This is a genomic window from Blautia acetigignens (assembly GCF_025566865.1).
GTDB lineage: Bacteria > Bacillota > Clostridia > Lachnospirales > Lachnospiraceae > Blautia_A > Blautia_A acetigignens.
Window position 1 is genome coordinate 61,298 of sequence record NZ_JAOQJM010000013.1, and the last position, 25,921, is coordinate 87,218.

Annotated in this window: 19 protein-coding genes, 1 tRNA gene and 1 riboswitch; of the genes, 2 read left to right on the forward strand and 18 right to left on the reverse strand. The window is 47.7% G+C overall.

Features of this window, described 5'->3' with window-relative positions; genetic code table 11:
• Nucleotides 1–14 precede the first annotated feature (14 nt).
• Both OCV70_RS14190 and OCV70_RS14195 read right to left on the reverse strand, forming a co-directional pair.
• Nucleotides 15–704, reverse strand: a complete 690-nt coding sequence (locus OCV70_RS14190) for a polysaccharide biosynthesis tyrosine autokinase (RefSeq protein ID WP_021924942.1) — start codon at nucleotides 702–704, stop codon at nucleotides 15–17.
• 196 nt (nucleotides 705–900) lie between these two features.
• Complete coding sequence (locus OCV70_RS14195) at nucleotides 901–1,806, reverse strand: 3D domain-containing protein (protein WP_117854092.1); 906 nt, start codon at nucleotides 1,804–1,806, stop codon at nucleotides 901–903.
• Between the two features lie 231 nt (nucleotides 1,807–2,037).
• On the opposite strand from OCV70_RS14195, the gene OCV70_RS14200 reads away from it, so the two are divergent.
• Nucleotides 2,038–2,110, forward strand: a tRNA-Gly gene (locus OCV70_RS14200).
• 150 nt (nucleotides 2,111–2,260) lie between these two features.
• On the opposite strand, the gene OCV70_RS14205 is transcribed toward OCV70_RS14200, so the two are convergent.
• The 11 genes from OCV70_RS14205 to OCV70_RS14255 all read right to left on the reverse strand — a co-directional run bounded on the left by OCV70_RS14205 (nucleotide 2,261) and on the right by OCV70_RS14255 (nucleotide 15,487).
• Nucleotides 2,261–3,481 (reverse strand): phosphoribosylaminoimidazolecarboxamide formyltransferase, encoded by a 1,221-nt coding sequence (locus OCV70_RS14205; protein ID WP_021924944.1) that lies wholly within the window; start codon nucleotides 3,479–3,481, stop codon nucleotides 2,261–2,263.
• 42 nt (nucleotides 3,482–3,523) lie between these two features.
• Nucleotides 3,524–4,237, reverse strand: a complete 714-nt coding sequence (locus OCV70_RS14210; RefSeq protein WP_117854094.1) for an IMP cyclohydrolase — start codon at nucleotides 4,235–4,237, stop codon at nucleotides 3,524–3,526.
• Nucleotides 4,238–4,308: 71 nt separating this feature from the next.
• Nucleotides 4,309–4,391, reverse strand: a riboswitch (ZMP/ZTP riboswitch).
• A 90-nt stretch (nucleotides 4,392–4,481) separates the two neighbouring features.
• Nucleotides 4,482–5,255, reverse strand: coding sequence for a peptidoglycan recognition protein family protein (locus OCV70_RS14215; protein WP_021924946.1), 774 nt, complete (start codon nucleotides 5,253–5,255; stop codon nucleotides 4,482–4,484).
• Nucleotides 5,256–6,713, reverse strand: coding sequence for an IMP dehydrogenase (gene guaB / locus OCV70_RS14220; RefSeq protein ID WP_021924947.1), 1,458 nt, complete (start codon nucleotides 6,711–6,713; stop codon nucleotides 5,256–5,258).
• An 82-nt stretch (nucleotides 6,714–6,795) separates the two neighbouring features.
• The gene (locus tag OCV70_RS14225) at nucleotides 6,796–7,302 is read right to left on the reverse strand and encodes a DUF6106 family protein (protein ID WP_021924948.1); all 507 of its coding nucleotides are present in this window, start codon (nucleotides 7,300–7,302) and stop codon (nucleotides 6,796–6,798) included.
• A gap of 128 nt (nucleotides 7,303–7,430) precedes the next feature.
• A complete protein-coding gene (groL, locus tag OCV70_RS14230; RefSeq protein ID WP_117854097.1) occupies nucleotides 7,431–9,053 on the reverse strand; it encodes a chaperonin GroEL in 1,623 nt (540 codons plus the stop codon).
• Between the two features lie 38 nt (nucleotides 9,054–9,091).
• The gene (groES, locus tag OCV70_RS14235; protein ID WP_021924276.1) at nucleotides 9,092–9,376 is read right to left on the reverse strand and encodes a co-chaperone GroES; all 285 of its coding nucleotides are present in this window, start codon (nucleotides 9,374–9,376) and stop codon (nucleotides 9,092–9,094) included.
• 346 nt (nucleotides 9,377–9,722) lie between these two features.
• On the reverse strand, nucleotides 9,723–10,508 hold the full coding sequence (codY, locus tag OCV70_RS14240) for a GTP-sensing pleiotropic transcriptional regulator CodY (RefSeq protein ID WP_021924275.1): 786 nt from the start codon (nucleotides 10,506–10,508) through the stop codon (nucleotides 9,723–9,725).
• Between the two features lie 258 nt (nucleotides 10,509–10,766).
• Complete coding sequence (gene topA, locus OCV70_RS14245; protein ID WP_021924274.1) at nucleotides 10,767–12,845, reverse strand: type I DNA topoisomerase; 2,079 nt, start codon at nucleotides 12,843–12,845, stop codon at nucleotides 10,767–10,769.
• Between the two features lie 120 nt (nucleotides 12,846–12,965).
• Entirely contained in the window at nucleotides 12,966–13,856 is an 891-nt protein-coding gene (gene dprA, locus OCV70_RS14250; RefSeq protein ID WP_117854099.1) for a DNA-processing protein DprA, read from the reverse strand.
• Nucleotides 13,857–13,903: 47 nt separating this feature from the next.
• The gene (locus OCV70_RS14255; RefSeq protein ID WP_317259472.1) at nucleotides 13,904–15,487 is read right to left on the reverse strand and encodes a YifB family Mg chelatase-like AAA ATPase; all 1,584 of its coding nucleotides are present in this window, start codon (nucleotides 15,485–15,487) and stop codon (nucleotides 13,904–13,906) included.
• Nucleotides 15,488–15,638: 151 nt separating this feature from the next.
• Here OCV70_RS14255 and OCV70_RS14260 point away from each other — a divergent pair, with 151 nt between their 5' ends.
• Nucleotides 15,639–15,854, forward strand: coding sequence for a helix-turn-helix domain-containing protein (locus OCV70_RS14260; RefSeq protein ID WP_021924271.1), 216 nt, complete (start codon nucleotides 15,639–15,641; stop codon nucleotides 15,852–15,854).
• A gap of 65 nt (nucleotides 15,855–15,919) precedes the next feature.
• On the opposite strand, the gene OCV70_RS14265 is transcribed toward OCV70_RS14260, so the two are convergent.
• Genes OCV70_RS14265 through ispG form a run of 5 tightly spaced genes read right to left on the reverse strand, consistent with a single transcriptional unit; the run spans nucleotide 15,920 to nucleotide 25,900 of the window.
• Nucleotides 15,920–16,846 (reverse strand): YARHG domain-containing protein, encoded by a 927-nt coding sequence (locus tag OCV70_RS14265; protein ID WP_117854101.1) that lies wholly within the window; start codon nucleotides 16,844–16,846, stop codon nucleotides 15,920–15,922.
• 27 nt (nucleotides 16,847–16,873) lie between these two features.
• Nucleotides 16,874–18,289, reverse strand: a complete 1,416-nt coding sequence (locus tag OCV70_RS14270) for an amidophosphoribosyltransferase (protein ID WP_117854103.1) — start codon at nucleotides 18,287–18,289, stop codon at nucleotides 16,874–16,876.
• Between the two features lie 15 nt (nucleotides 18,290–18,304).
• Nucleotides 18,305–20,263 carry a fructose-1,6-bisphosphatase gene (locus OCV70_RS14275; RefSeq protein WP_117854105.1) on the reverse strand — a complete coding sequence of 653 codons (1,959 nt, stop codon included), beginning with the start codon at nucleotides 20,261–20,263 and terminating at the stop codon, nucleotides 18,305–18,307.
• A gap of 27 nt (nucleotides 20,264–20,290) precedes the next feature.
• Nucleotides 20,291–24,811, reverse strand: a complete 4,521-nt coding sequence (locus OCV70_RS14280) for a PolC-type DNA polymerase III (RefSeq protein WP_117854108.1) — start codon at nucleotides 24,809–24,811, stop codon at nucleotides 20,291–20,293.
• Nucleotides 24,812–24,832: 21 nt separating this feature from the next.
• A complete protein-coding gene (gene ispG / locus OCV70_RS14285) occupies nucleotides 24,833–25,900 on the reverse strand; it encodes a flavodoxin-dependent (E)-4-hydroxy-3-methylbut-2-enyl-diphosphate synthase (RefSeq protein WP_021924278.1) in 1,068 nt (355 codons plus the stop codon).
• Nucleotides 25,901–25,921: the final 21 nt, after the last annotated feature.

The window sequence follows — 25,921 nt, forward strand, 5'->3', positions numbered from 1 at the left end:
CCGGACAGAGAAGGTTAATACTTGCCATATTCTCCGTACTTGCCATATTTGCCATACTTGCCGTATTTACCGTATTCCTTGGTGTCTACCTTGTTCAGGATCGCACCGATGATCGGGCAGTTGGTCTTCTCAAGCTGACCCTTGATATCCTGTACAAAATGGTAGCTGATGCTGCCGGACTCGATTACGATAACCGTTCCATCACAGGAGTCTGCTACAACTGCACAGTCAATTACACGGCCAAGAGGCGGGGTATCTACAATGATATAATCATATACGTCTCTCACAAGACGGATCATATCCTTAAAAAGACGGCTTCCAAGAAGTTCTGCCGGGTTCGGCGGAACAACTCCGGAAAAAATAATATGAAACTTCGGAAGATTTGTTGCGCAGATTACATCGGAAAGCTTGGCCTGCTTGGAAAGATAGTGGGTCAGACCCATGACTTCCTCTTCTACATGTACACGTCCCATCAGTACGGATTTACGAAGATCCGCATCGATCAGAAGCACGGACTTACCGCTCTCTGCAAGGGAAGCTGCAAGGTGGAAAGTAACATTACTTTTTCCCTCATTAGGTGTACAGCTTGTAAATGCAATGACCTTCTTATCGGCACCGCAGAACTGAATATTCGTACGAAGTGCCTTGTAGGCCTCATCCATGGATGTATCAGCTTTCCAGTCGCTAATTTTTACTTTTACCATAATTTGTTTTCACCTTATCTCTATGTTCTCCTGTAGTACCTGTCATGTGATTTTTCCCGAATTATGACTAGCATTTTAACGCATGACAAGGTCTGCTTAAACATTATACACTATATCCCTGTACTTGGCTAGTACATTTTCGTTCTTAAAATACACAAAAATTCACAAAAGATTCACAGCTTTTTACTCTTTTTGCTTACTCCTGGGGAGTTTCCTCTTCAACAGACTCTGTGCTCTCTTCTGCCTCATCTGGCTGGACTTCTGTCTCATCAGGCTGTCCCTCTTCCAGCAGATAGACTTCTGTTTCATATACGCCTTTGGTCTCAGCTTCCGCATGGCTTCCTACATAAATATCAATATGATTGTTCTTGATGGCGCCGCCGCAGTCCTCTGCAACATAAACCTGGCCGTTGATCACAACCTTGGAGCCATATGGGATCACAGTAGGATCCACTGCAATGGTACGGTTGGTCACTGCCGTTGCACCTGTGGAAGTGATTCCGTCTCTCCAGGGTCCGCAGCAGATACTGCACGGGCAGTAATGGGTAATGATGAAATTGCCAAGAGAACGAAGGGAACTGTCTGCAGAAGCCATCACTGCTTCCCCTTCCATAACGCCCTCATCACCGCCAGTCTGGGTAACCCCTTCTACTGCATCGGCAAAAATGCCTTTTCCGGAACTTTTATGTATCACGCCAGCCTCTGCACTCTCCTCTGTACCTGAATTCTCTCCATAGCCTTCCAGATAAGAGGTAGGAATGTAGCCTGTCTGTATTTTGCCTGTTTCATCTTCAAAAAGGATACGGCTCCAGGCATCCGAGATAGTGCCTGTACGGCTGATCTCATCCCCTTCCAGGACTTCGCCGATAATGTTTCCCTCTTTTTTCCCCGGGTAGTCCAGAATATCGGCATCTATGGCCACAGTAACCGTATCATTCACTGCAGTTACTTCGGATTCCTCGATCTTAGGGTTCTCATCCCCGGAAGCAGTTTCTTCCTTATTCACTGTACTGACATTCTGCACGGCAGCTTCTTCACCAAACACGGTAACAGGCATTAGCGTCGAAACACATAATGCCATCATCAATATCTGTTTCTTCATGAATCTGTATCTCCTTACTTGTCTGTTTTATGAAAAGTTCATCGTTTCTTACTCTTTCCGATAAACATCAGCTTCCCCCTGCTCTTTGTTTATCATATCACAGCCCCCTCTGGTTTTCAAACCCTAACCCCTATTTAAATTTTTTATTTTTTAAAAAAAACATTTGACAAATTACTCTTTATCGTGTAATATACATATTGTCGCTGATACAGATAGCGAAACATAAGAGATGCGATAGTGGCGTAGTTGGTAACGCGCGACCTTGCCAAGGTCGAGACCGCGGGTTCGAGCCCCGTCTATCGCTCTAAGGCTCCGATTGCATCGGAGCTTTTTTATTGCTCGTTCTATAAAAATTCTTTCTATAATAAAAGCCCTGCACTTTCAGGAAAGAACATCCGCATTCAAAAATGCATTCCGTCCGTTTTCCTGGTGCAGGGCTTATTTTTATTTGCTTTTAGTGGTGGAACAGTCTGATTCCGGTAAATGCCATGGCCATATTGTATTTGTTGCAGGTCTCAATGACATCTGCATCTCTTACAGATCCGCCTGGCTGTGCAATGTATTTCACACCGCTCTTGTGAGCTCTCTCAATATTATCGCTGAATGGGAAGAATGCATCAGATCCAAGCGTAACCTCTGTCATCTGATCCAGCCATGCCCGTTTCTCCTCTTTTGTAAATACAGATGGCTTTTCGGTAAAGGTCTTTTCCCAATTTCCATCTGCCAGAACATCCATATATTCATCCCCGATGTAAACGTCGATTGCATTGTCACGTTCTGCTCTTGAGATGGTATCTTTAAATGGAAGATTCAGAACCTTAGGGCTCTGACGAAGGAACCAGTTGTCTGCCTTCTGTCCTGCAAGACGTGTGCAGTGTACTCTGGACTGCTGTCCTGCTCCAACTCCGATTGCCTGTCCGTCTTTTACATAGCATACAGAATTGGACTGGGTATATTTCAGAACGATCAGAGAAACCTTCATATCACGCTTGGCTTCCTCAGATAATACTTTGTTTTCTGTTACAAGATTGGAAATCAATGCATCATCAATGGCAAGCTCCTGTCTTCCCTGCTCAAAGGTTACACCGAAAACCTGTTTATGTTCCAGCGGAGCAGGTACATATTCCGGGTCAATCTCGATCACGTTGTAGTTACCCTTTTTCTTCTGCTTCAGAATTTCAAGAGCTTCCTCTGTATATCCGGGAGCGATCACGCCATCGGATACTTCTCTCTTGATCAGAAGTGCTGTATCTTTGTCGCACACATCAGAGAGGGAAATGAAATCACCGAAGGAGGACATTCTGTCAGCACCTCTGGCACGGGCATAGGCGCAGGCAAGAGGGGAAAACTCTTTCCAGTTCATGTCGTTTACCCAGTAGATCTTCGCCAGGGTCTCTGTCAGCGGAAGTCCGATTGCTGCTCCTGCTGGAGAAACATGCTTGAAGGAAGTTGCTGCCGGAAGTCCGGTTGCTTTTTTCAGATCGCGCACCAGCTGCCAGCCGTTAAATGCATCCAGGAAGTTGATGTATCCAGGTCTTCCGGAAAGAACTTTGATGGGAAGCTCGCTTCCATCCTCCATGTAAATTCTGGAAGGTTTCTGGTTGGGATTGCAGCCATATTTTAATTCTAATTCTTTCATGCCAATTTCCTCCGTTTTATCCTCAAATTCATCCATTTCAAATGGAAAACTGTCTTTTTACTTTTATAAATCTTCTTCTCAGTGATTTTTGTTGATGATCTTTGTCTCATATTTTCCAGTTGCAATATCAATATATCTCACAAAAAGGGAAACCTTATTGTCTTCATTCAGGCTCTCCCACAGCATACCTGCAAATGCATCCATATCATCCGGGATGGCAACCAGCTTTGGCTCTCCCTCAAAACTTGGAAGAGGATTTCCATCGCATTTGTAGGTGTGGATGAAATGTCCCTCGCCAGCCTTGGCATTCTGGTATGCGAAGGTGTAGCGGTTGCAGGAGGAAGGATCTCCATTGTTGCTTTTCAGAATGGACATTGCGTAGCTGTAGCTTCCGTTCTCCACATGCATGATTCCGGAAATACGAGGCGTATAGTTCGGGCCGTCCGGCTCAAACTCTCTAGAACGCAGGGACTGCTCAAAAGTAAGCTGATGATCCATTCCCTCGTAAATGGTATCTGTCTGATCTCCGTTGGTCACGATTGTTTTATTTCCAAGTACGCGTACAGGTGCATAAATGATCAGGCTTGGATCTACCAGCTTGGAAGGATCAAAGGCCTGTGTACGGATTCCCTCTCCGTCCTCTACAAACACACGGTTGCGGCTGTTCTCGCTTCTTCCCATGATAAAATACGCGGTAACTGCCTTGGTTCCGTCAGCGGAGCGACCGATTACGATTCCTCTTCCCGGATAAGAATTCTCTTTCAGTTCTTTGTCAAGTGCTATCATTTCCATGCAGATGTTCTCCTTTCAAGATTAGAACGTATTATCCTGTGGTATAAAAAAACGCCTGGGAAGCCCTTCTTCCAGGCTGCCCAGGCGGTCGGCACAAATTCAGCACTGCACTCCCTGTGGGTATTCCCACGATCCGCCAGTCATGCAGTTCTTTTTTATACTACAATATTTCCAAAGGTATTTCAAGATGGAAAAAATTTTATTTATGCGGCAATTTTTTTGTAACGCTATGCATAAGAGAATTTCAGGAAATTCCCATAAGCCCCTGATCCACTGTGATCTGCGCTGCAATGTCCGCTTTCATCTGCTCCCAGGCATCCGGATGATCCACATAATATTTTGGGCACTCTTTGCCGGTTACATCATAATGGCGGATCACCTGCTCAGAGGTCAGTCCGAATCTGGCGCACAGCCAGGCAGTCAGCTTCACTGTAGAATCATAGGTTGTCTGCTCGAACACCCCAGTCTCATCATTGTGGCAGCACTCAATGGAAATGGAGTCCACATTTCTGGAATTGGTGGCATAGGACATCTCCGAAGTAGGGATGCACTGGATCACTTCCCCCTCTAACCCAACCACAAAATGACTGCTCACCTTGGCCTCATGAGTAGTGGCAAGATTTTCAAAATAATCCCTGTTATTCTGGGCTGTGGCACCTGGATTGGCCGTATAATGAATGGCAATGTAATCCACCTCATTCAGAGGCAGCTGAGGTCTGGAATACTCATTTGGCGTCAGAAGCTGCACATCTATGTACGGTGCCCCCTGTTCCATCCACTGCTGCAGTCCGCTGCTGTCCGTATTTTCTGCTTCTGAAACCGTCCTCGCTGCCTGTTTATTTCTCTGGTCATGATACACCACCAAAATAATAATTCCAGTCAACGCCAGCAGAAAAAGGAGGGCCAGAAGCGCCACTCTTTGGTTTCTCTGACGGGTTCTTCCCGCTTTGTCTAATTTTCTCTTTTTGTTAAAAGAGGGCCGCCTTGAAAAAGACGGCCCAGCAGATTTTCTTTTCATTTATTTGTCATCTACACTGTAGTTTGGTGCTTCTTTTGTAATGTGGATGTCATGCGGATGAGACTCTTTTAAGGAAGCAGCGGAAATCTTCACGAATTTACCGTTCTGCTTCAGAGCTTCAATGTTCTCAGCACCACAATAACCCATACCGGAACGAAGTCCTCCGATCAGCTGGAATACAGTATCCTCAAGGTGTCCCTTGTAAGCTACACGTCCTTCTACGCCTTCCGGTACAAGCTTCTTGGCATTCTCCTGGAAATAGCGGTCCTTGCTGCCGTTCTCCATGGCTGCAATGGATCCCATGCCACGATATACCTTGTATTTTCTTCCCTGGTACAGTTCGAATGTTCCCGGGCTCTCATCGCATCCGGCGAACATGCTTCCCATCATGCACACATTGGCTCCGGCTGCAATTGCCTTGGTAACATCTCCGGAGTACTTGATACCGCCGTCTGCAATAATCGGAATGCCGTAGCGCTTGGCAACCTCATAGCAGTCCATAACGGCTGTAATCTGCGGAACACCGATTCCGGCAACAACACGGGTCGTACAGATGGATCCAGGTCCGATACCAACCTTCACTGCATCTACACCAGCATCGATCAGCGCCTTGGTAGCAGCTCCGGTAGCAACGTTGCCTGCAATAACCTGCAGTTCCGGATATGCTGCTTTGATTTCACGTACAGCACGAAGAATATTCTCTGAATGTCCGTGAGCGGAATCTACAACAATAACATCAACATTAGCCTTCACAAGAGCATCTACACGAGCCAGCACATTAGCTGTAATGCCAACAGCAGCACCGCAGAGCAGACGTCCCTGCTCATCTTTGGCAGCGAGAGGATATTTGATCTGTTTCTCGATGTCCTTGATGGTGATAAGACCCTTCAGGTTAAAATCATCATCTACAATGGGTAATTTCTCTTTGCGGGATTTCGCAAGGATCTGTTTCGCCTCTTCCAAGGTGATGCCTTCCTTGGCTGTGATCAGCCCCTCAGATGTCATGGACTCTTTGATCTTCTTGCTGAAATCTGTCTCAAACTTCAGATCACGGTTGGTAATAATACCTACTAACTTCTTGCCTTCTGTGATCGGGACTCCGGAAATACGGAATTTTGCCATTAAGTCATTGGCATCCTTCAGTGTATGCTCTGGAGATAAGAAAAACGGATCTGTGATAACTCCATTCTCAGAACGCTTAACCTTGTCCACCTCTTCTGCCTGAGCTTCGATAGACATGTTCTTGTGAATGATACCGATACCGCCCTGTCTTGCCATGGCGATTGCCATATTGTACTCAGTAACGGTGTCCATTCCTGCGCTCATCATGGGAATGTTCAGTTTAATCTTCTTTGTAAGGTAAGTTGAAACGTCAACCTGATTCGGGATTACTTTGGAATATGCCGGAACTAAAAGGACGTCATCAAAAGTAATACCTTCACCAATGATAGTACCCATTGCTTTTCCTCCCTTGTCTTATAGTAACTTTTGGTTTGTAGATTAGTGTAGCAAAAAACTAAAAAGGTGTCAATCCAGTAAATTAATCCAAAAATACCTTGCTGGGAGCGGTATTTCTCATGGTTTTTGCCAATGTTTCATCTGGCTCAATGATTACCTTACAGGTATCTGCACCATCACGGGCAATAATCGCGAAGCGCTTATGTTCAGGATTTCCAGAAGAAAAATCCTGTATTTTCAGCTTCTGATTGCTGTTGTAATAGTCCATTCTGTGGGAGTTAAGAGGTGCCATCAGATCACATTCTGAAATGTTTAAGTTCTTTACTCTTTTTCGTTTGGACTTGGCCATGATCTTGTCAATGTCAAGCTCTCCGTTGACAAACAGGTACTCAAATTCCAGGTCTGTGCCGGGAATGACTACAAAGTAGGCCACAATGCCAAGTGCGATGGCCACAAAAAGAAGCAGGGGCATAAATAAAATTCCTGCCAGGCCGAAGATCACAACCAGTGCGATCATTCCGCCCTTCATCAGCTTGTCCTTCATGGTCCGCTCTTTTTTGACAAGCAGTTCTGAATACAAATCACTCATATTACTGTTCTCCTTTGTTTCTAAAATTAAGCATTAGTATAACACACAAAAGGGCCAGCGTCTATGACACCGACCCTCTCTAATTCTAAACTTTTAGTGAATTGTTGTAAAATCTCCAGGACTTTTTATTACATCATGCCCATACCCTGGCCGCCTGCTGGCATTGCCGGAGCATCCTCTTTGATATTTGCAACAACAGATTCTGTTGTAAGCAGAGTAGATGCAACGCTTGTTGCGTTCTGAAGAGCGCTTCTTGTAACCTTTGCAGGATCCAGGATACCCTCGTCTACCATGTTTACATATTTCTCATTCAGAGCATCAAAACCAACGCCTGGCTCAGACTCTCTTACTTTGTTGATAATGACTGCGCCTTCAAGGCCAGCGTTTGCTGCAATGCGGAACAGCGGAGCTTCCAGTGCTTTCAGAATGATGTTTGCACCAGTCTTCTCATCTCCCTCAAGTTCAGCTGCAAGCTTTGCAACCTCTTTGGAAGCGTGGATGTATGCGGAACCGCCGCCTGCGATGATTCCCTCTTCCACTGCTGCTCTGGTAGCTGCAAGAGCATCTTCCATACGAAGCTTAGCCTCTTTCATCTCTGTCTCAGTAGCTGCACCAACACGTACAACTGCTACGCCGCCTGCCAGTTTTGCAAGTCTTTCCTGAAGTTTCTCTCTGTCGAAATCAGATTTTGTCTCCTCGATCTGAGCACGGATCTGAGCAACACGGTTTGCGATCTGATCCTTGTCGCCCATACCATCAACGATAACAGTTGTCTCCTTTGCAACCTTAACGGATTTTGCACGTCCTAACTGAGCCATTGTAGCATCTTTCAGTTCCAGGCCAACCTCATCAGAGATTACAGTACCGCCTGTAAGGATTGCGATATCCTGAAGCATTTCTTTTCTTCTGTCGCCATAGCCAGGAGCTTTGACAGCTACTACCTGGAAGGTTCCTCTTAATTTGTTTACGATAAGTGTTGTAAGAGCCTCGCCCTCAACGTCCTCAGCGATGATGAGAAGTTTTGCGCCAGCCTGTACGATCTGCTCCAGTAACGGAAGAACTTCCTGGATGTTGGAAATCTTCTTGTCTGTGATCAGGATGTATGGATCTTCAAGAGTTGCTTCCATTTTCTCCATATCAGTGGACATATATGCGGAAATGTATCCGCGGTCAAACTGCATACCTTCTACCAGGTCAAGCTCTGTATGCATGGTCTTGGACTCTTCTACAGTGATAACGCCGTCATTGGAAACCTTCTCCATTGCATTTGCAACAAGCTCTCCAACCTCTTTGTCACCAGCGGAAATAGATGCAACGTTTGCGATCTGTTTCTTTCCGCTTACTTTCTGGCTCATATTCTTGATTGCTTCTACAGCAGCGTCAGTTGCCTTCTTCATACCGCGTCTCATAACGATCGGGTTCGCACCTGCTGCAAGATTCTTCATTCCTTCGTGAACCATTGACTGAGCAAGTACAGTAGCAGTTGTAGTACCATCACCAGCTACGTCATTTGTCTTGGATGCAACCTCTTTGATCAGCTGAGCACCCATGTTCTCAAAAGCATCCTCAAGCTCGATTTCTTTTGCAATTGTAACACCATCGTTTGTAATAAGCGGAGCACCGAACTGTTTGTCAAGTACTACGTTTCTTCCTTTCGGTCCAAGTGTTACTCTAACGGTATCAGCCAGTTTATTTACACCAGCCTCTAATGCTGTTCTGGCTTCTGCGCCATATTTAATCTCTTTTGCCATGATAAATCAATCCTCCTGTTTTCCTACTTTTGCGGCTATTATTTTACAATTGCAAGGATATCACTCTGTTTTACGATAATATACTCTTCGTTGTCAAGCTTTACCTCTGTTCCTGAATATTTGGAATAGATAACCTTGTCTCCTACAGCAACTTCCATTTTTACTTCTTTACCATCCACAACTCCGCCAGGTCCTACAGCGATTACTTCTGCCTGCTGTGGCTTCTCCTGAGCCTGTCCCGGAAGAACAATACCGGATTTGGTTGTTTCTTCTGCTTCTAACTGTTTTAATACAACTCTGTCACCTAATGGAACTAATTTCATGATCTATTTCCTCCTTTAGATTTCTTTCTTTCTATGATTTACTAGCACTCATTATTATCGAGTGCTAACTACTGTCCATTATATTATTGAATTATTGCTTTTTGTGCAACTCTTTTCATTGTTGTATTTTTAAGTATATTCTTTCTCATACTCATTTATTCTTTTATTTTCTCTTATTTTCTCACTTTTATAATTTTCTGAAATTTTCACACAGGATTCTTTACGCAGAAAAAAAGCTGACCCTTTCCGCAAAAACAGGCACGCATATATTCTATGCAGCTTTTCCGCAAAAAAATCAGCTTTTGTATTTTCGTACTATGTGTGGTGCAGGAAAGCACCTTTCTTCTCAGGCTTTCTTATTTCTCTGTGCCTTGATCTCCTCAAGCTCATCGAAAATAACCTCATTGAGAACCTTGATATAAGTTCCCTTCATGCCGGAAGAACGGGATTCAATAACCCCTGCACTCTCAAACTTGCGCAGTGCATTGACGATAACGGATCTGGTAATGCCTACCCGGTCTGCAATCTTGCTTGCTACAAGAATTCCCTCGTCTCCGTCCAGCTCATCAAAAATATGGATGATGGCTTCCAGTTCAGAGAAGGAAAGGGTATTAAACGCAGACTTCACAACCTGTTTCTTACGGTCCTCCTCCGCATTCTCCTCGTGTACGGCACGCATCATCTCAAGTCCAACGACTGTGGTGCCGTATTCGCTGACAATAATATCCTCAATGTCGTAAGGATTGTCCTTGCGGTACATAAACACGGTTCCAAGACGCTCTCCTGCAATATCGATGGGATTGATGATTCCCTGATAACTGCTGGAAACATGCTCAAAGCCCAGTGTCTGAAGATTCACATTCTCCTTGGTGGACAGAACTCCCAGAAATCTCTCGTTGAGAAGAGGGTCAACATGACCGCCAACCTCATCTGCGATCAGTTCCTGTATCTCCTCAACACCAGGGCAGAAGCTTACGCCAAGCACCTTCCCTTTCTTGCTGAGAACAAGGATATTAGAACTTAAAGTGTCCATCAGGACCTGACAGATATCGTTAAATACCACCTTACTGGAACTGCTGTTGTGCAGAAGCTTATTGATTTTTCTAGTTTTATCAAGTAACTGAACGCTCATTTTGTCCTCCCTTCGCTTTTGTTCCGTAAAATTCACTTGTTACCCTAATACTACACGTTTTTCGAACTATTTACAAGCTATTTTTTACTATTTTTCAATTTTGTTTAGCTTTTCTGAAAATATAACGTTTTTGGAACTATTCACCAAACAACATCAGTAATCGGTTTCCGGTTTTTGCTTCCAAAAACGTACAAAAAATCTCCCCGCCAGGCGGCAGGGAGACATTTTATCCATTTATCATTCAGACTTCAGCACTTCTTAGTCTTCTTTTTCTTCCTTTGGCTTAGGCTCCACGTAGCTGCAGGTTTCCTGGCTGCACACCAGCTTATTGCCTTTCTCTACCATGTAGCTTCCGCAAACCGGACATTTCTTGTCAGACGGCTTCTGCCAGGACATGAAATCGCACTCCGGATTATCCTCACAGCCGTAGTACTTACGGCCTTTTTTCGTCTTTTTCAGGACTACTTCCTTGCCGCATTTCGGGCAGGCTACGCCAATCTTCTCGTAGTATGGCTTGGTATTTCTGCATTCCGGGAAACCCGGGCAGGCAAGAAATCTTCCGTGAGGACCATATTTGATCACCATATGGCGTCCGCAGCTGTCACAGACCACATCGGTCTCCTCGTCATGGATGTCCACCTTCTCAAGCTCTTCCTGTGCTGCATCCACATCATGCTTCAGATCCGGGTAGAAATTGCGCACAACGGTCTTCCACTGGACAGTGCCATTCTCCACGCAGTCAAGAAGCCCTTCCATAGTCGCGGTGAAATTCACATCCACAATACTTGGAAATGCCTGCTTCATAATGCTGTTTACCACTTCACCAAGCTCTGTCACATACAGGTTGCGCTGCTCCTTGGAAACATAGCGGCGGCTGATAATGGTGGTAATGGTTGGCGCATAGGTACTTGGACGTCCGATTCCAAGCTCCTCCATGGTCTTAACCAGGGAAGCCTCTGTATAATGTGCCGGCGGCTGGGTAAAATGCTGCTCCGGCTTTAATTCCTTTAAATTCAGTTTCATGCCCTTGGTAAGGCTCTGGCTGAGCACATTGCTCTTCTTCATATCCTCTTCCTGCATGTACACGGAAAGGAAACCGTCAAATGCCACCTTTGAGGCAGATACGGTAAAGGTATATTCCCCGCCGGAAACCTTTACGGAAGTGGTTTCATATCTGGCTGGAGCCATGCGGCTTGCAGTAAAGCGCTTCCAGATCAGCTGATAAAGGCGGAACTGGTCCCTGGTCAGGGATTCTTTGATCTGTACAGGCGTACGGCTGATGTCAGTAGGACGAATGGCCTCATGGGCATCCTGGATCTTCTGTCCCTTCTTCACGGTCTTGGCAGCTTCAGACACATAGTTCTCCCCGTACTGGCTGCCGATATAGCTTCTTGCCGCAGCATCCGCCTCATCGGAAATACGGACGGAATCGGTACGAAGATAGGTGATCACACCCACAGTGCCGCTTCCCTTAATGTCAACGCCCTCATAAAGCTGCTGCGCCAGACGCATGGTCTTCTGGGTGGAAAAATTCAGGGTCTTGGAAGCCTCCTGCTGCAGGGTACTGGTGGTAAACGGCAGGGGAGCATTCTTAATTCTTTCCCCCTTCTTTACCTCGGAGATCTCGAACTCCTCATCTTTCAGATTCTCAAGGATGGCATCCATCTCTGCCTTGTTATGGATATCCATCTTCTTGTCTGTTCCGTAGAATTTGGCTTCCAGAGGCTTCTTCTCCCCGTCTACCAGAAATTCTCCGGATAAGCTCCAGTACTCTTCCGGAATGAAAGAGTTGATCTCTTCTTCCCTGTCACAGATGATTCGAAGAGCCACAGACTGTACACGGCCTGCACTTAAGCCTCTTTTTACCTTTGCCCACAGAAGGGGGCTGATGGTATATCCAACCATACGGTCCAGCATTCTTCTTGCCTGCTGCGCATCCACAAGGTTCATGTTCAGGCCTCTTGCGTGCTTCAGGGAATCCTTTACTGCAGTTTTGGTGATCTCGTTGAAGGTGATTCGGTGCATTTTGTCCGGATCCTCCTTCAGAGCCTGCATCAGATGCCAGGAAATGGCCTCTCCCTCACGGTCAGGGTCAGTTGCAAGATAAATCTTATCTGCCTTCTTGGCTGCCTTGCGAAGCTTGGCAAGCAGCTCGCCCTTTCCACGGATGGTAATGTATTTCGGCTCGAAATCATTCTCCACATCTATTCCAAACTGACTCTTGGGAAAATCACGCACATGGCCGTTGGAAGCCTCCACATCATAATTTGCCCCAAGAAATTTCTTTATTGTCTTTACTTTTGCAGGTGACTCAACTATCACCAGATATTTAGCCATACTACCTCTCCTACTTTGTATTCATATTGCGCAGCTGCTTGCTTACCAGCTACTGTCCGCCCCGGGCACAATAACCTTAACCAATCCTTTCACAGCTGCCATATTTTCGCCGGATGCAGATCAGTTCTCTGGCACCCGGCAATATTTTCTTCCTGTCTCCTGCACCAGCCCCATAAGCTGTAATTCCGTGAGAATGGTGCAGACCTTTGCTGCTGAAAAGCCTGTTTTTCTTATGATATGATCCATATTTTCAGGTCGTAAATCGAGACCACTATACACCAAATCCAAATCCGGCGCAAGCCCCAACTTCTTTTTTTGTATATTTGCAGGAGGATTTTCCACCTGGATTCCCCACTCCATCAACATGATCTCCGGAGTGTAGGCAATGCCTGCGCCGTCAAAAATCAGCTTGTTGCAGCCCCGGCTCAGCTCATCTGTCACAGCCCCCGGCACTGCGTAAACACTGTGTCCATGCTCCAAGGCAAAGTTTGCTGTGATCAGGGAACCGCTCTGTTCCTTTGCCTCCACCACAAGTACTGCATCTGAAAGGGCGCTGATGATCCGGTTTCTTGCAGGAAATGTCCAGTTCTGGGGCTTTGTTCCAGGGGGAAGCTCACTGATGATTCCGCCGCCCTTTTCCAGAATCCGCTCATAAAGCCGGCGGTTGGATTCCGGATAGCACACATCCACGCCGCTTCCCAGGACAGCAAAGGTAGGCGTATCCGTATCCAGTGCTCCCTTATGCCCCTCCGAATCAATTCCTCTGGCCATGCCGCTTATGATCTGCACGCCATGCTCTGCCATAGTCCTTGCATACTTAAATGCCTGGCATCTTCCGTAAGGGCTGCTCATTCTTGCCCCCACAACTGCTGCCGAAGGCTTTGCCGGATCCGGCAGGTTTCCAATATAGTACAGCTTTTTCGGCATGCCGGTAAGCTTTTTCAGCCGCTCCGGAAAGTTCGCATCCTCCCTGTTTACCCAGTGTATTTCGTGTTTCTTCCTTTCTTCCATTCTAAAATACCTCCAAAAGCTCTTTTTTATGAATACTTCTTCCGGCATCATTTGTATTTTTTATCAAATGCCCTGTAAGTAAGAGCTTCCGCAACATGTCTGGAATGGATTTCCTCCTCCCCCTCCATGTCCGCAATGGTTCTGGAAACCTTTAGGATCCTGTGGTAGGAACGGGCACTTAAATCCATCAGTTCAAACGCATTCTGGGCCATCTTAAAGGCATGCTCAGTGAGCACGCAGTATTTTTGGATCTGTTTGCCGGACAGCTCCCCATTGAAACAGATCGGCTCCTTTTCATACCGTTTGCTTTGGATCTGCCGGACCCGTTCCACTCTTTCCCGGATCACGGCAGAGCTCTCACCCGGCTTTACACAGGAAATCTGGGAAAAATCCACAGGCGGCACATCTGCGCAAAGGTCGATTCGTTCCAGAAGGGGCTGGCTTAGCTTATGAAGATAATGGCTCACCTCTCCCGGACTGCACCTGCATTTGTTCATATCCGGGTAGTACCCGCAGGGACAGGGATTCATAGCTGCCACCAGAATAAATCCTGCCGGAAACACATAGGTTCCGCTTGCCCGGGAAAGCTGGATCTGCTTATCCTCCAAAGGCTGGCGCAGCACCTCCAGTCCTCTTCTGGAAAATTCCGGCATCTCATCCAGAAACAGCACGCCTCTGTGGGCCAGCGTCACCTCGCCTGGTCCTGGAATTTTTCCGCCGCCAGCAATGGAGGCCGCAGAGCTGGTGTGGTGAGGGCTGCGGAAGGGCCTTGCCCGGATCAAGGGCCTTTTGGGGGTTAAAAGTCCTGCCACGCTGTAGATTTTGGTCAGCTCCAGGCTTTCCTCAAAGGTAAGGGAGGGCATGATCGTTGGAATTCTTCTTGCCAGCATGGTTTTGCCTGTTCCAGGAGGCCCGATAAACAGGATATTGTGAAATCCGCTGACTGCAATCTCGGCTGCCCGCCTGGCGCTTTCCTGTCCGCAGATCTCCATGAAATCTGCCTGGGTCTGTTCTTCCAGTGCCCTCCCTTCTTCGCCTGTCTGTTCCTGTTTGAAGCTGTCCGGATCTGCAAGAAAGTTCACCATTTCCGTTATATTTCTCACCCCGATCACCTTCATGTCCCGCACAAGCCTGGCTTCCTCCAGATTTCCAAAAGGGACCATACAGTATCTGCACCCCAGCTCCCTGGCCCGGATCACCCTTGGCAGCACCCCGGAAACACTTCTTACCTCACCGCTTAAGCTGATTTCCCCCATAAGCATCGCCCCGTTCAACTGCTTTGGCTCCAGAAAACCAGATGCACCAAGCACTGCTGCCGCCACGGGAAGGTCAAAGCCTGCCCCTTCTTTTCTTAAGTCAGCAGGTGCCAAATTCACCGTCACTCTTTTGGGCGGCAGGCTGATGCCATTGTTGCGAAGGGCTGTGCGCACCCGGTCCTGAGCCTCCTTCACCTGTGTGCTTGGAAACCCAACCATAGTAAAACAGGGAAGCCCGTCACTGACATCCGCTTCCACATTCACCGGACAAACTTCCATCCCGGAAATTGCCGCTGACATTACACTTGCAAACAAATTTTTTCCTTTCTGCAGACACCGTTCCTCCCCGATTCCAAAACGATTCTGCCATTTCAATGTCTCCCTGGAATATAAACGAGTAAAAGATCAAAAGATATGATAAAAAGATATATAAAATTTATTATAGCCCATTTTGCTCTGTATTGCAATAGTGCATTTCGTTCTGATTTATACTTTTTGAAATTACAGAAGAAAAAGAGGTGAACCCATGAAATTTCAGCGAATTCAGGATCTGAGAACAGACGCTGACCTGTCTCAGAAGCAGATCAGTGAGATTCTCCACATCAGCCAGCGTTCCTATTCTCATTACGAAACAGGCTCACGGAATATTCCCATCGAAATGCTGATCCGTCTGGCCAACTACTATGAAACCAGTATTGATTATCTGGTAGGCCGCACTGACAAGAAGAAAATGCCAAAATAAGGGGGAAAACTGATTTCCCCCCTCACATCTGCCCTCTTTTCAAAGGGCAACACCTCTTTTATTCTCTACTCGCCTTCACTTCGGCGTTGTTCCTCTGTATCTGCGATTTTGGAAATGTTGGCCACCTCATATTCATTGAAAATATACCCCTGATTGTTGTCAAAAGTCTCCGGATCCTCCGTTCCCTTGTACCAGGATTTGCTGTTAAAGTAGTCTGCGATCCTTGGCGTCACAAACTTCCTGCCGTGCCGGGCATAAATCTCATTTTTCGCAAGCTCCAGCTCAGAAGAAGAATATCCCTCCAGATCCGCATCTGTGAGATAGCGGCTGTCGCTGTCCGGGAAAATATAATCCCGGTCTGCAATGTCCCCGCTTACGGACGCAGTAGGAGTCGGCGCAGCTGCAGCTGTATTCTGTTCCCTTGTAAGCACCTCATCTACAGAAGGAGACATGCCTGCTCCGTCAGCGATCTGGGTCGTGCTAAGCTTCAGATAAAGCTTGCCCTGGTCAAAGGTCATATTTCCGCTGACATTATTGCCCCAGGAATCCGTAAAGGAAATCTTCGCTGCATTTCCTGCAACCTTGGCTGTGCCAGAGGCTTCGCTCACCTTAGTGCCTGCGCTGTCAGAGGCCTGGGAAAAAGAATAGGAAACAGACTTCAGGGTCAGCTCCTCAATATTCAGACACGCCAGGCCGTCCTTACTGTACCACATTCCATAGTAATCATTTGCATCAAAAGCAGGCGCACGCGTAATAACCGGTGTCGGCGTTACCGTAGCAGTCGGCTCCGGAGTAGGCGTAGCAGTTACCGCCGGAGTGGGCGTCACCGTAGGAACCTTTTCCAGTGCCTCAATGGCCGCATTCTTCTGCTGCTCCTTCTGCAGCTTCTTTTTGTGCTCGGCAAACAGAAGGCCGGCAGCCCCGATCATAATAAATATGGCAATCAGCGCAAACAAAGTTGCCCGAAGCACGTCTTTGTTATGCTTTTTCATACGCAGTTACCTCCTTGAAAAACAGGTTTACTCCTGTCCGTTCCAGCAATAAGTGCAAAGCTTGCATGGTTCAATGTCAATGGATTTCTTCAGGTCATCCAGGCGATGATATTTCAGGGATGTGAAATTCAGCTCGCTGCGGATTTCCTCCAGCATTTCCTTATAGTTGGTGGAATCCGGATTTGCATAGTCCTGCAGGATCTTATCGGACACATTGTCTCCCTCACGCTTTGCGATCACACGTCTTGTGATCAGATCCATCTCGGATTTGGAGCGGGAGAAATTCAGGTACTTGCATCCATATAAAAGCGGCGGACATGCCGGACGGATATGCACCTCCTTGGCACCGTTGTTGTAAAGGAATTCTGTTGTCTCACGAAGCTGGGTTCCCCTTACAATAGAGTCATCGATCATCAGAAGGCTCTTATCCTTAATCAGTTTATGTACCGGAATCAGTTTCATTCTTGCGATCAGATTTCTCTGGCTCTGCTGGGTCGGCATAAAAGATCTGGGCCAGGTTGGAGTATATTTGATAAACGGCCGTGCAAAAGGCACCCCGGAACGGTTGGCATAGCCGATGGCATGGGCAATACCGGAATCCGGCACGCCTGCAACCAGGTCCGGATTTACCTCCCCCGCATCTCTTCCTGCCAGAATGTCACCGCATTTATAACGCATTTCCTCTACATTCACACCCTCATAGGTGGAAGTCGGATAGCCGTAATATACCCACAGGAAGGAACAGATCCGCATCTTATCCCCTGGCTTTTGCAGCACCTTTACGCCTTCCGGGGTGATAAAGTCGATTTCCCCAGGTCCTAACTCCTTCAGATCCTCATACCCCAGATTGATATAGGCATGGCTTTCAAAGGAAGCACAGCAGGCATCCTCTTTCTTTCCGATTACAAGAGGAGTTCGTCCGTAGCGGTCACGGGCTGCGTAAATGCCATCTCCTGTCATCAAAAGCAATGTCATGGAACCCTCGATCATCTCCTGGGCATAGCAGATTCCCTCCACTATGCTGTCCTTCTGGTTGATCAGGGCCGCTGTCACCTCTGTAGGATTCACGCTGCCGCCGCTCATTTCCAGAAAATGGGTATGTCCATCGCGGAAGCATTTCTCCACCAATGCTTCTATATTATTGATCTTGCCAACTGTGGTGATGGCAAAATTTCCCAGATGGGAGCGCACCAGAAGAGGTTGGGGCTCGTTGTCAGAAATACAGCCGATTCCCAGATTGCCTTCCATCTCTGCCACATCCTTGTCAAACTTGGTACGAAACGGAGAATTCTCAATATTATGGATCACGCGGTTAAATCCGCTCGCTTTTCCATATACTGCCATTCCACCTCTTCTTGTTCCCAGATGGGAGTGATAATCAATTCCAAAAAACAGATCCATTACACAATCAGACTTTGACGCAACACCAAAAATTCCACCCATTTTTCCTAAGTCTCCTTATTTTTTCTCCTTTATAACGCCTTTTCTGTAGGCCTCCAAAAGCTGTTTCAGCTCCTGAATTCGTTCTTTGAGTGCCTTGCCGTTATCGGTGTCCCCCACAAGAGCCCTTCTTGGATTGTAGCGCACAGCCACACGGTTTGACACAATGTCCCTCTCTGTCGCCACTGCATCCTCTGCTGAGGTAAAAGGCTCATGTGCAGTCAGGCTTAAGCCGTAGGAACTGTAGATCAGAGTATATCCGGCAATACCGGTTACATTCCGGTACGCCTCACAGAAACCGCCGTCAATGACGATCACCTTGCCGCCGCACTTCACCGGATTTTCTCCCTCCAACTGGTGCACAGGCACATGACCATTGATAATATGCCCGTTCTCCGGGTCAAGCCCGAATTCCTCAAGCATACGGTTCACCACCTCTTCATTCTCCCAGAGATGGTAGTAGGCATTCTTTTTCTCCCTGTGTGTCTCCTTGTCTGCGATAAAATACCGCTCAAAGGTTGTCATCTTATCTTTTCCATAAAGAGGAGAGTTTGGTCCCGCCCAGATGTACCACAAAATATCCTGGCTGTCCTTCTGCTCCTTCTCGTCTACGGTAAAAAATGCTTTTCTTACATAGGCTTCCAGTTTATCATAAAGTGCCTTGCCTTTACAAGTCTCTCCGTAAATCTGAACCTCCTTGAAGGTTCCGTCCTCATTCAGGGGAATGCTTCCATGGAATAGAAGATTGCCGTTATAGGTCTTGTAAAGCCCGCCCTTGTCCAGAAGAAGCTGCATATGGTTCTGAAGCTTCTCACAGTTGCGGAAGGCTGAAGTCAGACGCTCCATCACATCTTTTTCCCCATCTGTCAGCTCATAAGGATGTTCCCAGTCGATGGTCGGGAAATTGTGGTCCAGAAGCTCATGCACGCTTCCGTCCGGCAGCCTTACCGTTCCCTCCACAGGATCAATTCCTTCCAGCACGCAGCGGTTCTCCATGTGAAAATCCGGATGCTCCTTGGCCAGGGCACCCTCCAGCTTAAACTGGATCATGGCGATGGCCTTGTGCATCTTCCGGCTCAGTTCCTTCTCCAGTGCATTGTAATTGGAAGGATTTCCATGCACCTCAAAAACCTGGCAGGGATCATCCCCGTACACCTCCATGGCAAACGCAGCCAGAGGCATCATATTGATTCCGTATCCATCCTCCAGAATGTCCAGATTGCCGTAGCGGATGCTGTTTCGGATCACCGTTGCCATGCAGGCAGCCTGTCCCACAGCGGCTCCCATCCACACCACGTCATGGTTTCCCCACTGGATGTCAAGGGAATGGTAATCCATCAAGCGATCCATGATAAAGTGCGGGCCAGGTCCTCTGTCATAAATATCCCCAAGCACATGAAGATGATCCACAACCAGTCTCTGGATCAGCTCTGCAAGGGCAATGATGAAATTCTCCGCTCTTCCAATGTCAATAATGGTATCCACAATGGAGTCGTAATAAGCTTCCTTGTCCAGAACCTCTGCCTTCTCCGTGATCAGTTCCTCGATCACATAGGCGTAATCAGCAGGCAGGGCCTTGCGTACCTTGGATCTGGTATATTTGGAGGCAGTCGTCTTGCACAGCTCGATCAGACGGTACAGGGTGATCTTGTACCAGTTCTCCATGTCCGTCTCTTTTTTCTTCACATAGGCAATCTTTTCCTTGGGATAGTACACAAGAGTTGCCAGGGAACGTTTGTCACTGTTGCTTAAGGTATGACCGAATACATCGTCTATTTTCTTTCGCACTGCACCAGAGCCATTGCGGAGCACATGGGAAAAAGCCTCATACTCTCCATGGATATCGGAAAGGAAATGCTCGGTTCCCTTTGGCAGATTGAGAATAGACTGAAGGTTGATGATCTCTGTGGATGCCTTGCCAATGGTGGGGTAAAGCTCCGCCAGACGTTGTAAATAGCGCAGTTCTTCTGTCTTCATGAAACCTCCTGTTATCTGTAAAAGCAGTTATCCAACATTACTTGTAAAATCAAACAGTGAAATCTGGTTGGACTGTGGGATATCTCCGAACAGTCCTAATTTATCCATTAAATCAATCACAGTCTTGCTGACCTTGGTGCGGTCGCGGAAATCATCCTTGGAAAGGAATCTTCCCTGTACAGCGGCATCCACCACAGCATCTGCTGCCTTGTCTCCAAGACCCTCTATGGAATCAATGGACGGCATTAGCTTGCCCTCTATGATCTGGAAACGGTGGGCCTTTGCCCGGTAAATATCAATGGGCATGAAATCATAGCCTCTGGCGTACATCTCCTGGACAATACGCATATCCTTCAGGGTATCCTGCTCCTTCTTGGAGGCAGAGTCTCCCTTCTTTCGGATCTCAGCCATATAAAATTCCAGTTTTTCTTTTCCCATGCACATCAGCTCATAGGAAAAGGCTGTGGCACGGATACTGAAATATGCCCCATAATAAGCCAGCGGCTGAAATACCTTGAACCAGGCAATTCGGTACGCCATCATAACGTAGGCGGCCGCGTGGGCTTTCGGGAACATGTACTTGATCTTTTTACAGGACCAGATGTACCAGTCTGGAACGCCGTGTTCCTTCATGGTGGTGATCCACTCGTCACGAAGGCCCTTTCCCTTACGGACACTTTCCATAATGGTAAACGCAAGACCACTCTCCACACCCTGGCCGATGAGATAGATCATAATGTCATCTCGGGTACAGATTGCAGTGGAAATGGTTGCCTTTCCTTCCTCGATCAGGGTCTGGGCATTTCCCAGCCACACGTCTGTACCGTGGGAAAGTCCGGCAATACGTACCAAGTCGGAAAAATATTTCGGCTTGGTATCCACAAGCATCTGCATGGCGAAATCAGTACCAAACTCCGGAATTCCCAGGCAGCCAAGCTTGCAGCCGCCAATATCCTCCGGCTTAATTCCAAGAGCTTCGGTGCTGGCAAACAAAGACATGACCGCCTTGTCATCAAGGGGAACCTCTCTGGCATTTAAATCTGTCATATCCTCAAGGGTACGGATCATGGTGGGATCATCGTGTCCCAGTATATCCAGCTTCAGAAGGTTTCCGTCAATGGAGTGGTAATCAAAATGGGTGGTGATAAATCCACTGCTGGAATCGTTGGCCGGATACTGAACCGGGGTAAATTTCTCGATTTCTTCTCCCATGGGAAGTACGATAATACCTCCCGGGTGCTGTCCTGTGCTTCGCCGGATTCCGGTGCAGCCCTGGACAATACGGTTGATCTCGCAGGAACGCTTGTGCTGTCCCCGCTCTTCAAAATAATTCTTCACGTATCCGAATGCGGTCTTATCCGCAAGAGTACCGATAGTACCGGCCTTGAAGGTCTGGCCTTTTCCGAATATAACCTCTGTATAATGATGGGCATTAGACTGATATTCTCCTGAGAAGTTCAGGTCGATATCAGGCTCCTTGTCTCCCTTGAAACCAAGGAAGGTCTCAAATGGGATATCAAAGCCCTGCTTGGTCATCTTGGTGCCGCACTTCGGGCAGATCCGGTCTGGCATGTCGCATCCTGCCATACCTGCAAATGCCTTGATCTCCGGCGAGTCAAAATCACTGTACTTGCACTCCGGATTGGGGCACAGATAATGAGGCGGCAGCGGATTTACTTCCGTAATACCGGACATGGTGGCTGCCAGGGAAGATCCTACGGAACCTCGGGATCCAACCAGATAGCCGTCCGCATTGGATTTCCACACCAGCTTCTGGGCAATGATGTACATCACCGCATATCCATTGGAAATAATGGAGTTCAGTTCCTTGTCAAGACGGTCCTCCACGATCTTCGGAAGCACTTCCCCGTACATCTCGTGAGCCTTCTGGAAACACATGTCCTTCAGATCCTGGTCAGAGTTCTCGATGACCGGCGGATACTTGTCCGGATGGATCGGTGACATTTTCTCTATCATATCCGCTATCTTCACCGTATTTGTAATTACCACTTCCTCTGCCTTCTCACTTCCCAGATAGGAAAATTCCTCCAGCATTTCTTCTGTGGTACGAAGATACAGCGGTGCCTGATTGTCCGCATCCTTGAAGCCGCTTCCTGCCATAATGATCCGTCGGTAAATCTCATCCTGGGGATCCATAAAATGCACGTCGCAGGTGGCCACTACAGGTTTATGGAACTGGTCGCCAAGCTTCACGATCTTCTTGTTGATCTCGATCAGGTCTTCCTTGGAATGGATGGTGTCGTTCTTCTCATCCTCGATCATGAACATATTGTTTCCAAGAGGCTGGATTTCCAGATAATCGTAGAAGCTCACCAGCCTTGCGATCTCCTGCTCCGGCGCATTTCGAAGCAGAGCCTGGTAAAGCTCTCCCGCCTCGCAGGCGCTTCCGATGAGAAGTCCGTCCCGGTGCGCCTCAAAAACACTCTTCGGCACACGGGGCCTGTGGTTAAAATATTTGATGTGGGACTGGCTTACCAGCTTGTACAGATTGATTCGCCCGGTCTCGTTGCGCATGAAAATAACCGCATGGTAGGTAGGCAGCTTCTTGATGGTATCCGGGGAAATTTTTCCCTGCTCATTGAGCTGGTTGACATCGGTAATGTCCTTATCCGCGCACATTCCCACAAATTTCTCAAATATGCGTGCCGTACATTCCGCATCGTCTACCGCACGGTGGTGATGATCCAATGACACGCCAACCGCCTTGGCTACGGTGTCCAGCTTAAAACGGTTCAATGCAGGCAGAAGAAATCTTGCCATGCCCACCGTGTCTACATAGGTAAAATCATTAGGGATGCCCATGCGATTACAGTTCTCTATAATAAAGCTCATATCGAAATCCGCGTTGTGGGCTACCATAGTCGCCCCTTCGCAGAATTCCAGGAACTTAGGCAGAATCTCCTCAATAGTGGGTGCGTCCATGACCATGCCGTCATTGATGCTGGTCAGCTGTTCAATTCGAAATGGAATGGGCACCTGGGGGTTGACAAAGGTGGAAAAACGGTCTGTGATCTTGCCATTTTCCACCAGAACCGCGCCGATCTCAATGATCTTGCAGGTCAGCGGGGAAAATCCGGTGGTCTCAATATCAAAGACAACAAATCTGCCGTCCAGCGCCTGGCCCTTGGGATTGGTTACCATACCTTTCAGATCATCTACAAGGTACGCCTCCATACCATAAAGCACCTTGAATTTGGAGTCCTTCGGCACACAGCCGCCCCAGGCATCAAAGCAGTGGTTTGCCTCAGGGAATGCCTGTACCACACCGTGGTCTGTGATGGCAATGGCAGGATGTCCCCACTCATAGGCACGCTTTACCAGAGCTTTCGCCTCTGTGACGCCGTCCATGTCGCTCATCTTGGTGTGGCAGTGAAGCTCCACTCGCTTCTGAGGACTGGTGTCCACTCTGGCGCTTCTGAAATCTGCAATCTTCTTGATTCCGGAAATGGAACCAATGGTAAGCTCGCTGTCGAAACGGTCGATGGAGGTGACGCCCTTGATTTTCAGGAAGGCGCCTTTTTTCACATGCTCTGTTACTTCCGGCACCTGCTCGTTGCGCAGGAACATTTTTACTGTGATGGAATCGGTAAAGTCTGTAACCGGGAAAATCAGAATAGTTTTCTCGTTTCGTATTTCCCTCGCTTCCACTTCCATAACCTGGCAGCGGACAATGACCTCGCCCATCTCCTGGACAATACTCTCAAGAGGAATGGGCTCGCCTTCGAAATCCCTTCCATATATAACATCCGGGTTGGGGTCCTTGCGGTAACCGCCGCGGAAATCTCCCCATTTGCCCTTCTTTTCGAATGGCTTTTTCTCGAAGGATTTCTTCTCCTGTGCAGCCTCCTGCTTTTTCTCCGGCTTTGCTGCTGGGGTTTTTTCTGCCTTTTTGCCCTCTTTTTCCTCTTTTGCAGTTTCTGCTTCTGCCGCTTTATTAGCCTCGGAAAGCTTGGCATACTTCAGCACATTTGCCACTTCCTGCTGGATCTGGATTGCCGCATTTCTGCGGTATTTGCTCTCCTCAGTTTCCACATAATCCAGGGAAACCTTCAGGTCCATACCGCAGCGCTCGCAGAAAATCTTGTGCAGATACTCGATGAGGATCTCGCTTTTCTGTCTGGCGATGACGGAATCCGGCAGTACCATGTGCAGACAATCCTCCTCCGGGAAGGTAATCTGTGCCTGCTTGAACAGGTTGTATTCCAGCATGTTGTAATTGCGAAGCTCCAGTTCCATGCTGGAACGATAGGTGTCCAGAAAGTTCTTCGGCGTGTACTGTCTGGACAGATGAAACTTCTCAATGACCTTCACAGATACCTCAAGCCCCGGGAAGCACTGTCTTTTGATCTGCTCTTCCAGGCTGAAAATATGCTTTTTGTGGATCCAGCGGTCGCTTCTCAAATAGACGCGCACACAAGTTTTGGCTGCGTTGCACGCTACCTTGGTGACGATTACCTCTTCCAGAAGCTCACTTAGTTCCTGTTTCAGTTTTAAGTTTGGAAATACATCAAAAAATTCTTTTTCCATTTATAAAGTCTTCACCTTTAATCACTGTTGTTCTTTGCTTTCCCAGTTCATTAGCTCTTCCCGCAGGGTATCCAGAAGCTGATCCTCCGGCACTTTTTTTACGATCTCGCCGTCTTTGATCAGCAGTCCCACGCCGACGCCTCCTGCGATTCCAATGTCCGCTTCCTTGGCTTCTCCCGGTCCGTTTACCACGCAGCCCATAACGGCTACCTTGATATCAAGAGGGATATCCTGAACCATAGTTTCCACTTTGTTGGCAAGGCCGATCAAGTCAATCTGGGTTCGGCCGCAGGTGGGACATGATACTACCTCTACGCCGCCTTTGCGAAGCCCTAATGTTTTCAGGATCCGCTTGGCTGCTTTCACTTCCTCAAGAGGTGCGCCTGTCAGGGATACGCGGATAGTGTCTCCAATTCCCTGGTATAAAATGATTCCAAGTCCGATGGCAGACTTGATGTTTCCGGAGTAAAGGGTTCCCGCCTCTGTGATTCCCACATGAAGGGGATAGCTGGTCTGCTTTGCGATCAGCTCGTGAGCTTTGGCACACATCATAACGTCAGAAGATTTGATGCTGATCACCAGATTGTCATAGCCAAGCTTTTCAATAATGTGTACCTTGTCCAGTGCGCTCTCCACCAGACCCTCTGCAGTAACGCCGTGGTATTTCTCCACCAGTTCCTTCTCAAGGGAACCGCTGTTTACACCAACACGGATGGGGATATTCCGTTCCTTTGCCACGTCAACTACAGCCTTGATCCGCTCTGTACTTCCAATGTTTCCCGGATTGATGCGGATCTTATCTGCGCCGTTCTCCATGGCCGCAATGGCAAGTCGGTAGTCGAAATGAACGTCTGCAACCAGGGGAATATGAATCTGCTTCTTAATCTCCTTCAGCGCCCTGGCAGCTTCCATGGTCGGCACTGCACAGCGGATGATGTCGCAGCCTGCTGCCTCCAGGGCAAGGATCTGGGCTACTGTTGCTTCTACATCTTCTGTTTTGGTATTGGTCATGGACTGGATCAGAATGGGATTGCCTCCGCCGATCTTTTTGTTTCCAATCTGTATTACTTTTGTATGGTCTCTGTACATATTTTTCCTCCTATATCTAAA

What these genes read in the sequence shown, in the direction of transcription:
- ispG (WP_021924278.1), bottom strand. Translation starts at nt 25,900, where the DNA reads ATGTACAGAGACCATACAAAAGTAATACAGATTGGAAACAAAAAGATC.
- groES (WP_021924276.1), bottom strand. Translation starts at nt 9,376, where the DNA reads ATGAAATTAGTTCCATTAGGTGACAGAGTTGTATTAAAACAGTTAGAA.
- OCV70_RS14210 (WP_117854094.1), bottom strand. Translation starts at nt 4,237, where the DNA reads ATGGAAATGATAGCACTTGACAAAGAACTGAAAGAGAATTCTTATCCG.
- guaB (WP_021924947.1), bottom strand. Translation starts at nt 6,713, where the DNA reads ATGGGTACTATCATTGGTGAAGGTATTACTTTTGATGACGTCCTTTTA.
- OCV70_RS14260 (WP_021924271.1), top strand. Translation starts at nt 15,639, where the DNA reads ATGAAATTTCAGCGAATTCAGGATCTGAGAACAGACGCTGACCTGTCT.
- dprA (WP_117854099.1), bottom strand. Translation starts at nt 13,856, where the DNA reads ATGGAAGAAAGGAAGAAACACGAAATACACTGGGTAAACAGGGAGGAT.
- OCV70_RS14265 (WP_117854101.1), bottom strand. Translation starts at nt 16,846, where the DNA reads ATGAAAAAGCATAACAAAGACGTGCTTCGGGCAACTTTGTTTGCGCTG.
- codY (WP_021924275.1), bottom strand. Translation starts at nt 10,508, where the DNA reads ATGAGCGTTCAGTTACTTGATAAAACTAGAAAAATCAATAAGCTTCTG.
- OCV70_RS14225 (WP_021924948.1), bottom strand. Translation starts at nt 7,302, where the DNA reads ATGAGTGATTTGTATTCAGAACTGCTTGTCAAAAAAGAGCGGACCATG.
- topA (WP_021924274.1), bottom strand. Translation starts at nt 12,845, where the DNA reads ATGGCTAAATATCTGGTGATAGTTGAGTCACCTGCAAAAGTAAAGACA.
- OCV70_RS14190 (WP_021924942.1), bottom strand. Translation starts at nt 704, where the DNA reads ATGGTAAAAGTAAAAATTAGCGACTGGAAAGCTGATACATCCATGGAT.
- groL (WP_117854097.1), bottom strand. Translation starts at nt 9,053, where the DNA reads ATGGCAAAAGAGATTAAATATGGCGCAGAAGCCAGAACAGCATTAGAG.
- OCV70_RS14270 (WP_117854103.1), bottom strand. Translation starts at nt 18,289, where the DNA reads ATGGGTGGAATTTTTGGTGTTGCGTCAAAGTCTGATTGTGTAATGGAT.
- OCV70_RS14275 (WP_117854105.1), bottom strand. Translation starts at nt 20,263, where the DNA reads ATGAAGACAGAAGAACTGCGCTATTTACAACGTCTGGCGGAGCTTTAC.
- OCV70_RS14195 (WP_117854092.1), bottom strand. Translation starts at nt 1,806, where the DNA reads ATGAAGAAACAGATATTGATGATGGCATTATGTGTTTCGACGCTAATG.
- OCV70_RS14205 (WP_021924944.1), bottom strand. Translation starts at nt 3,481, where the DNA reads ATGGATGAATTTGAGGATAAAACGGAGGAAATTGGCATGAAAGAATTA.
- OCV70_RS14280 (WP_117854108.1), bottom strand. Translation starts at nt 24,811, where the DNA reads ATGGAAAAAGAATTTTTTGATGTATTTCCAAACTTAAAACTGAAACAG.
- OCV70_RS14215 (WP_021924946.1), bottom strand. Translation starts at nt 5,255, where the DNA reads ATGAAAAGAAAATCTGCTGGGCCGTCTTTTTCAAGGCGGCCCTCTTTT.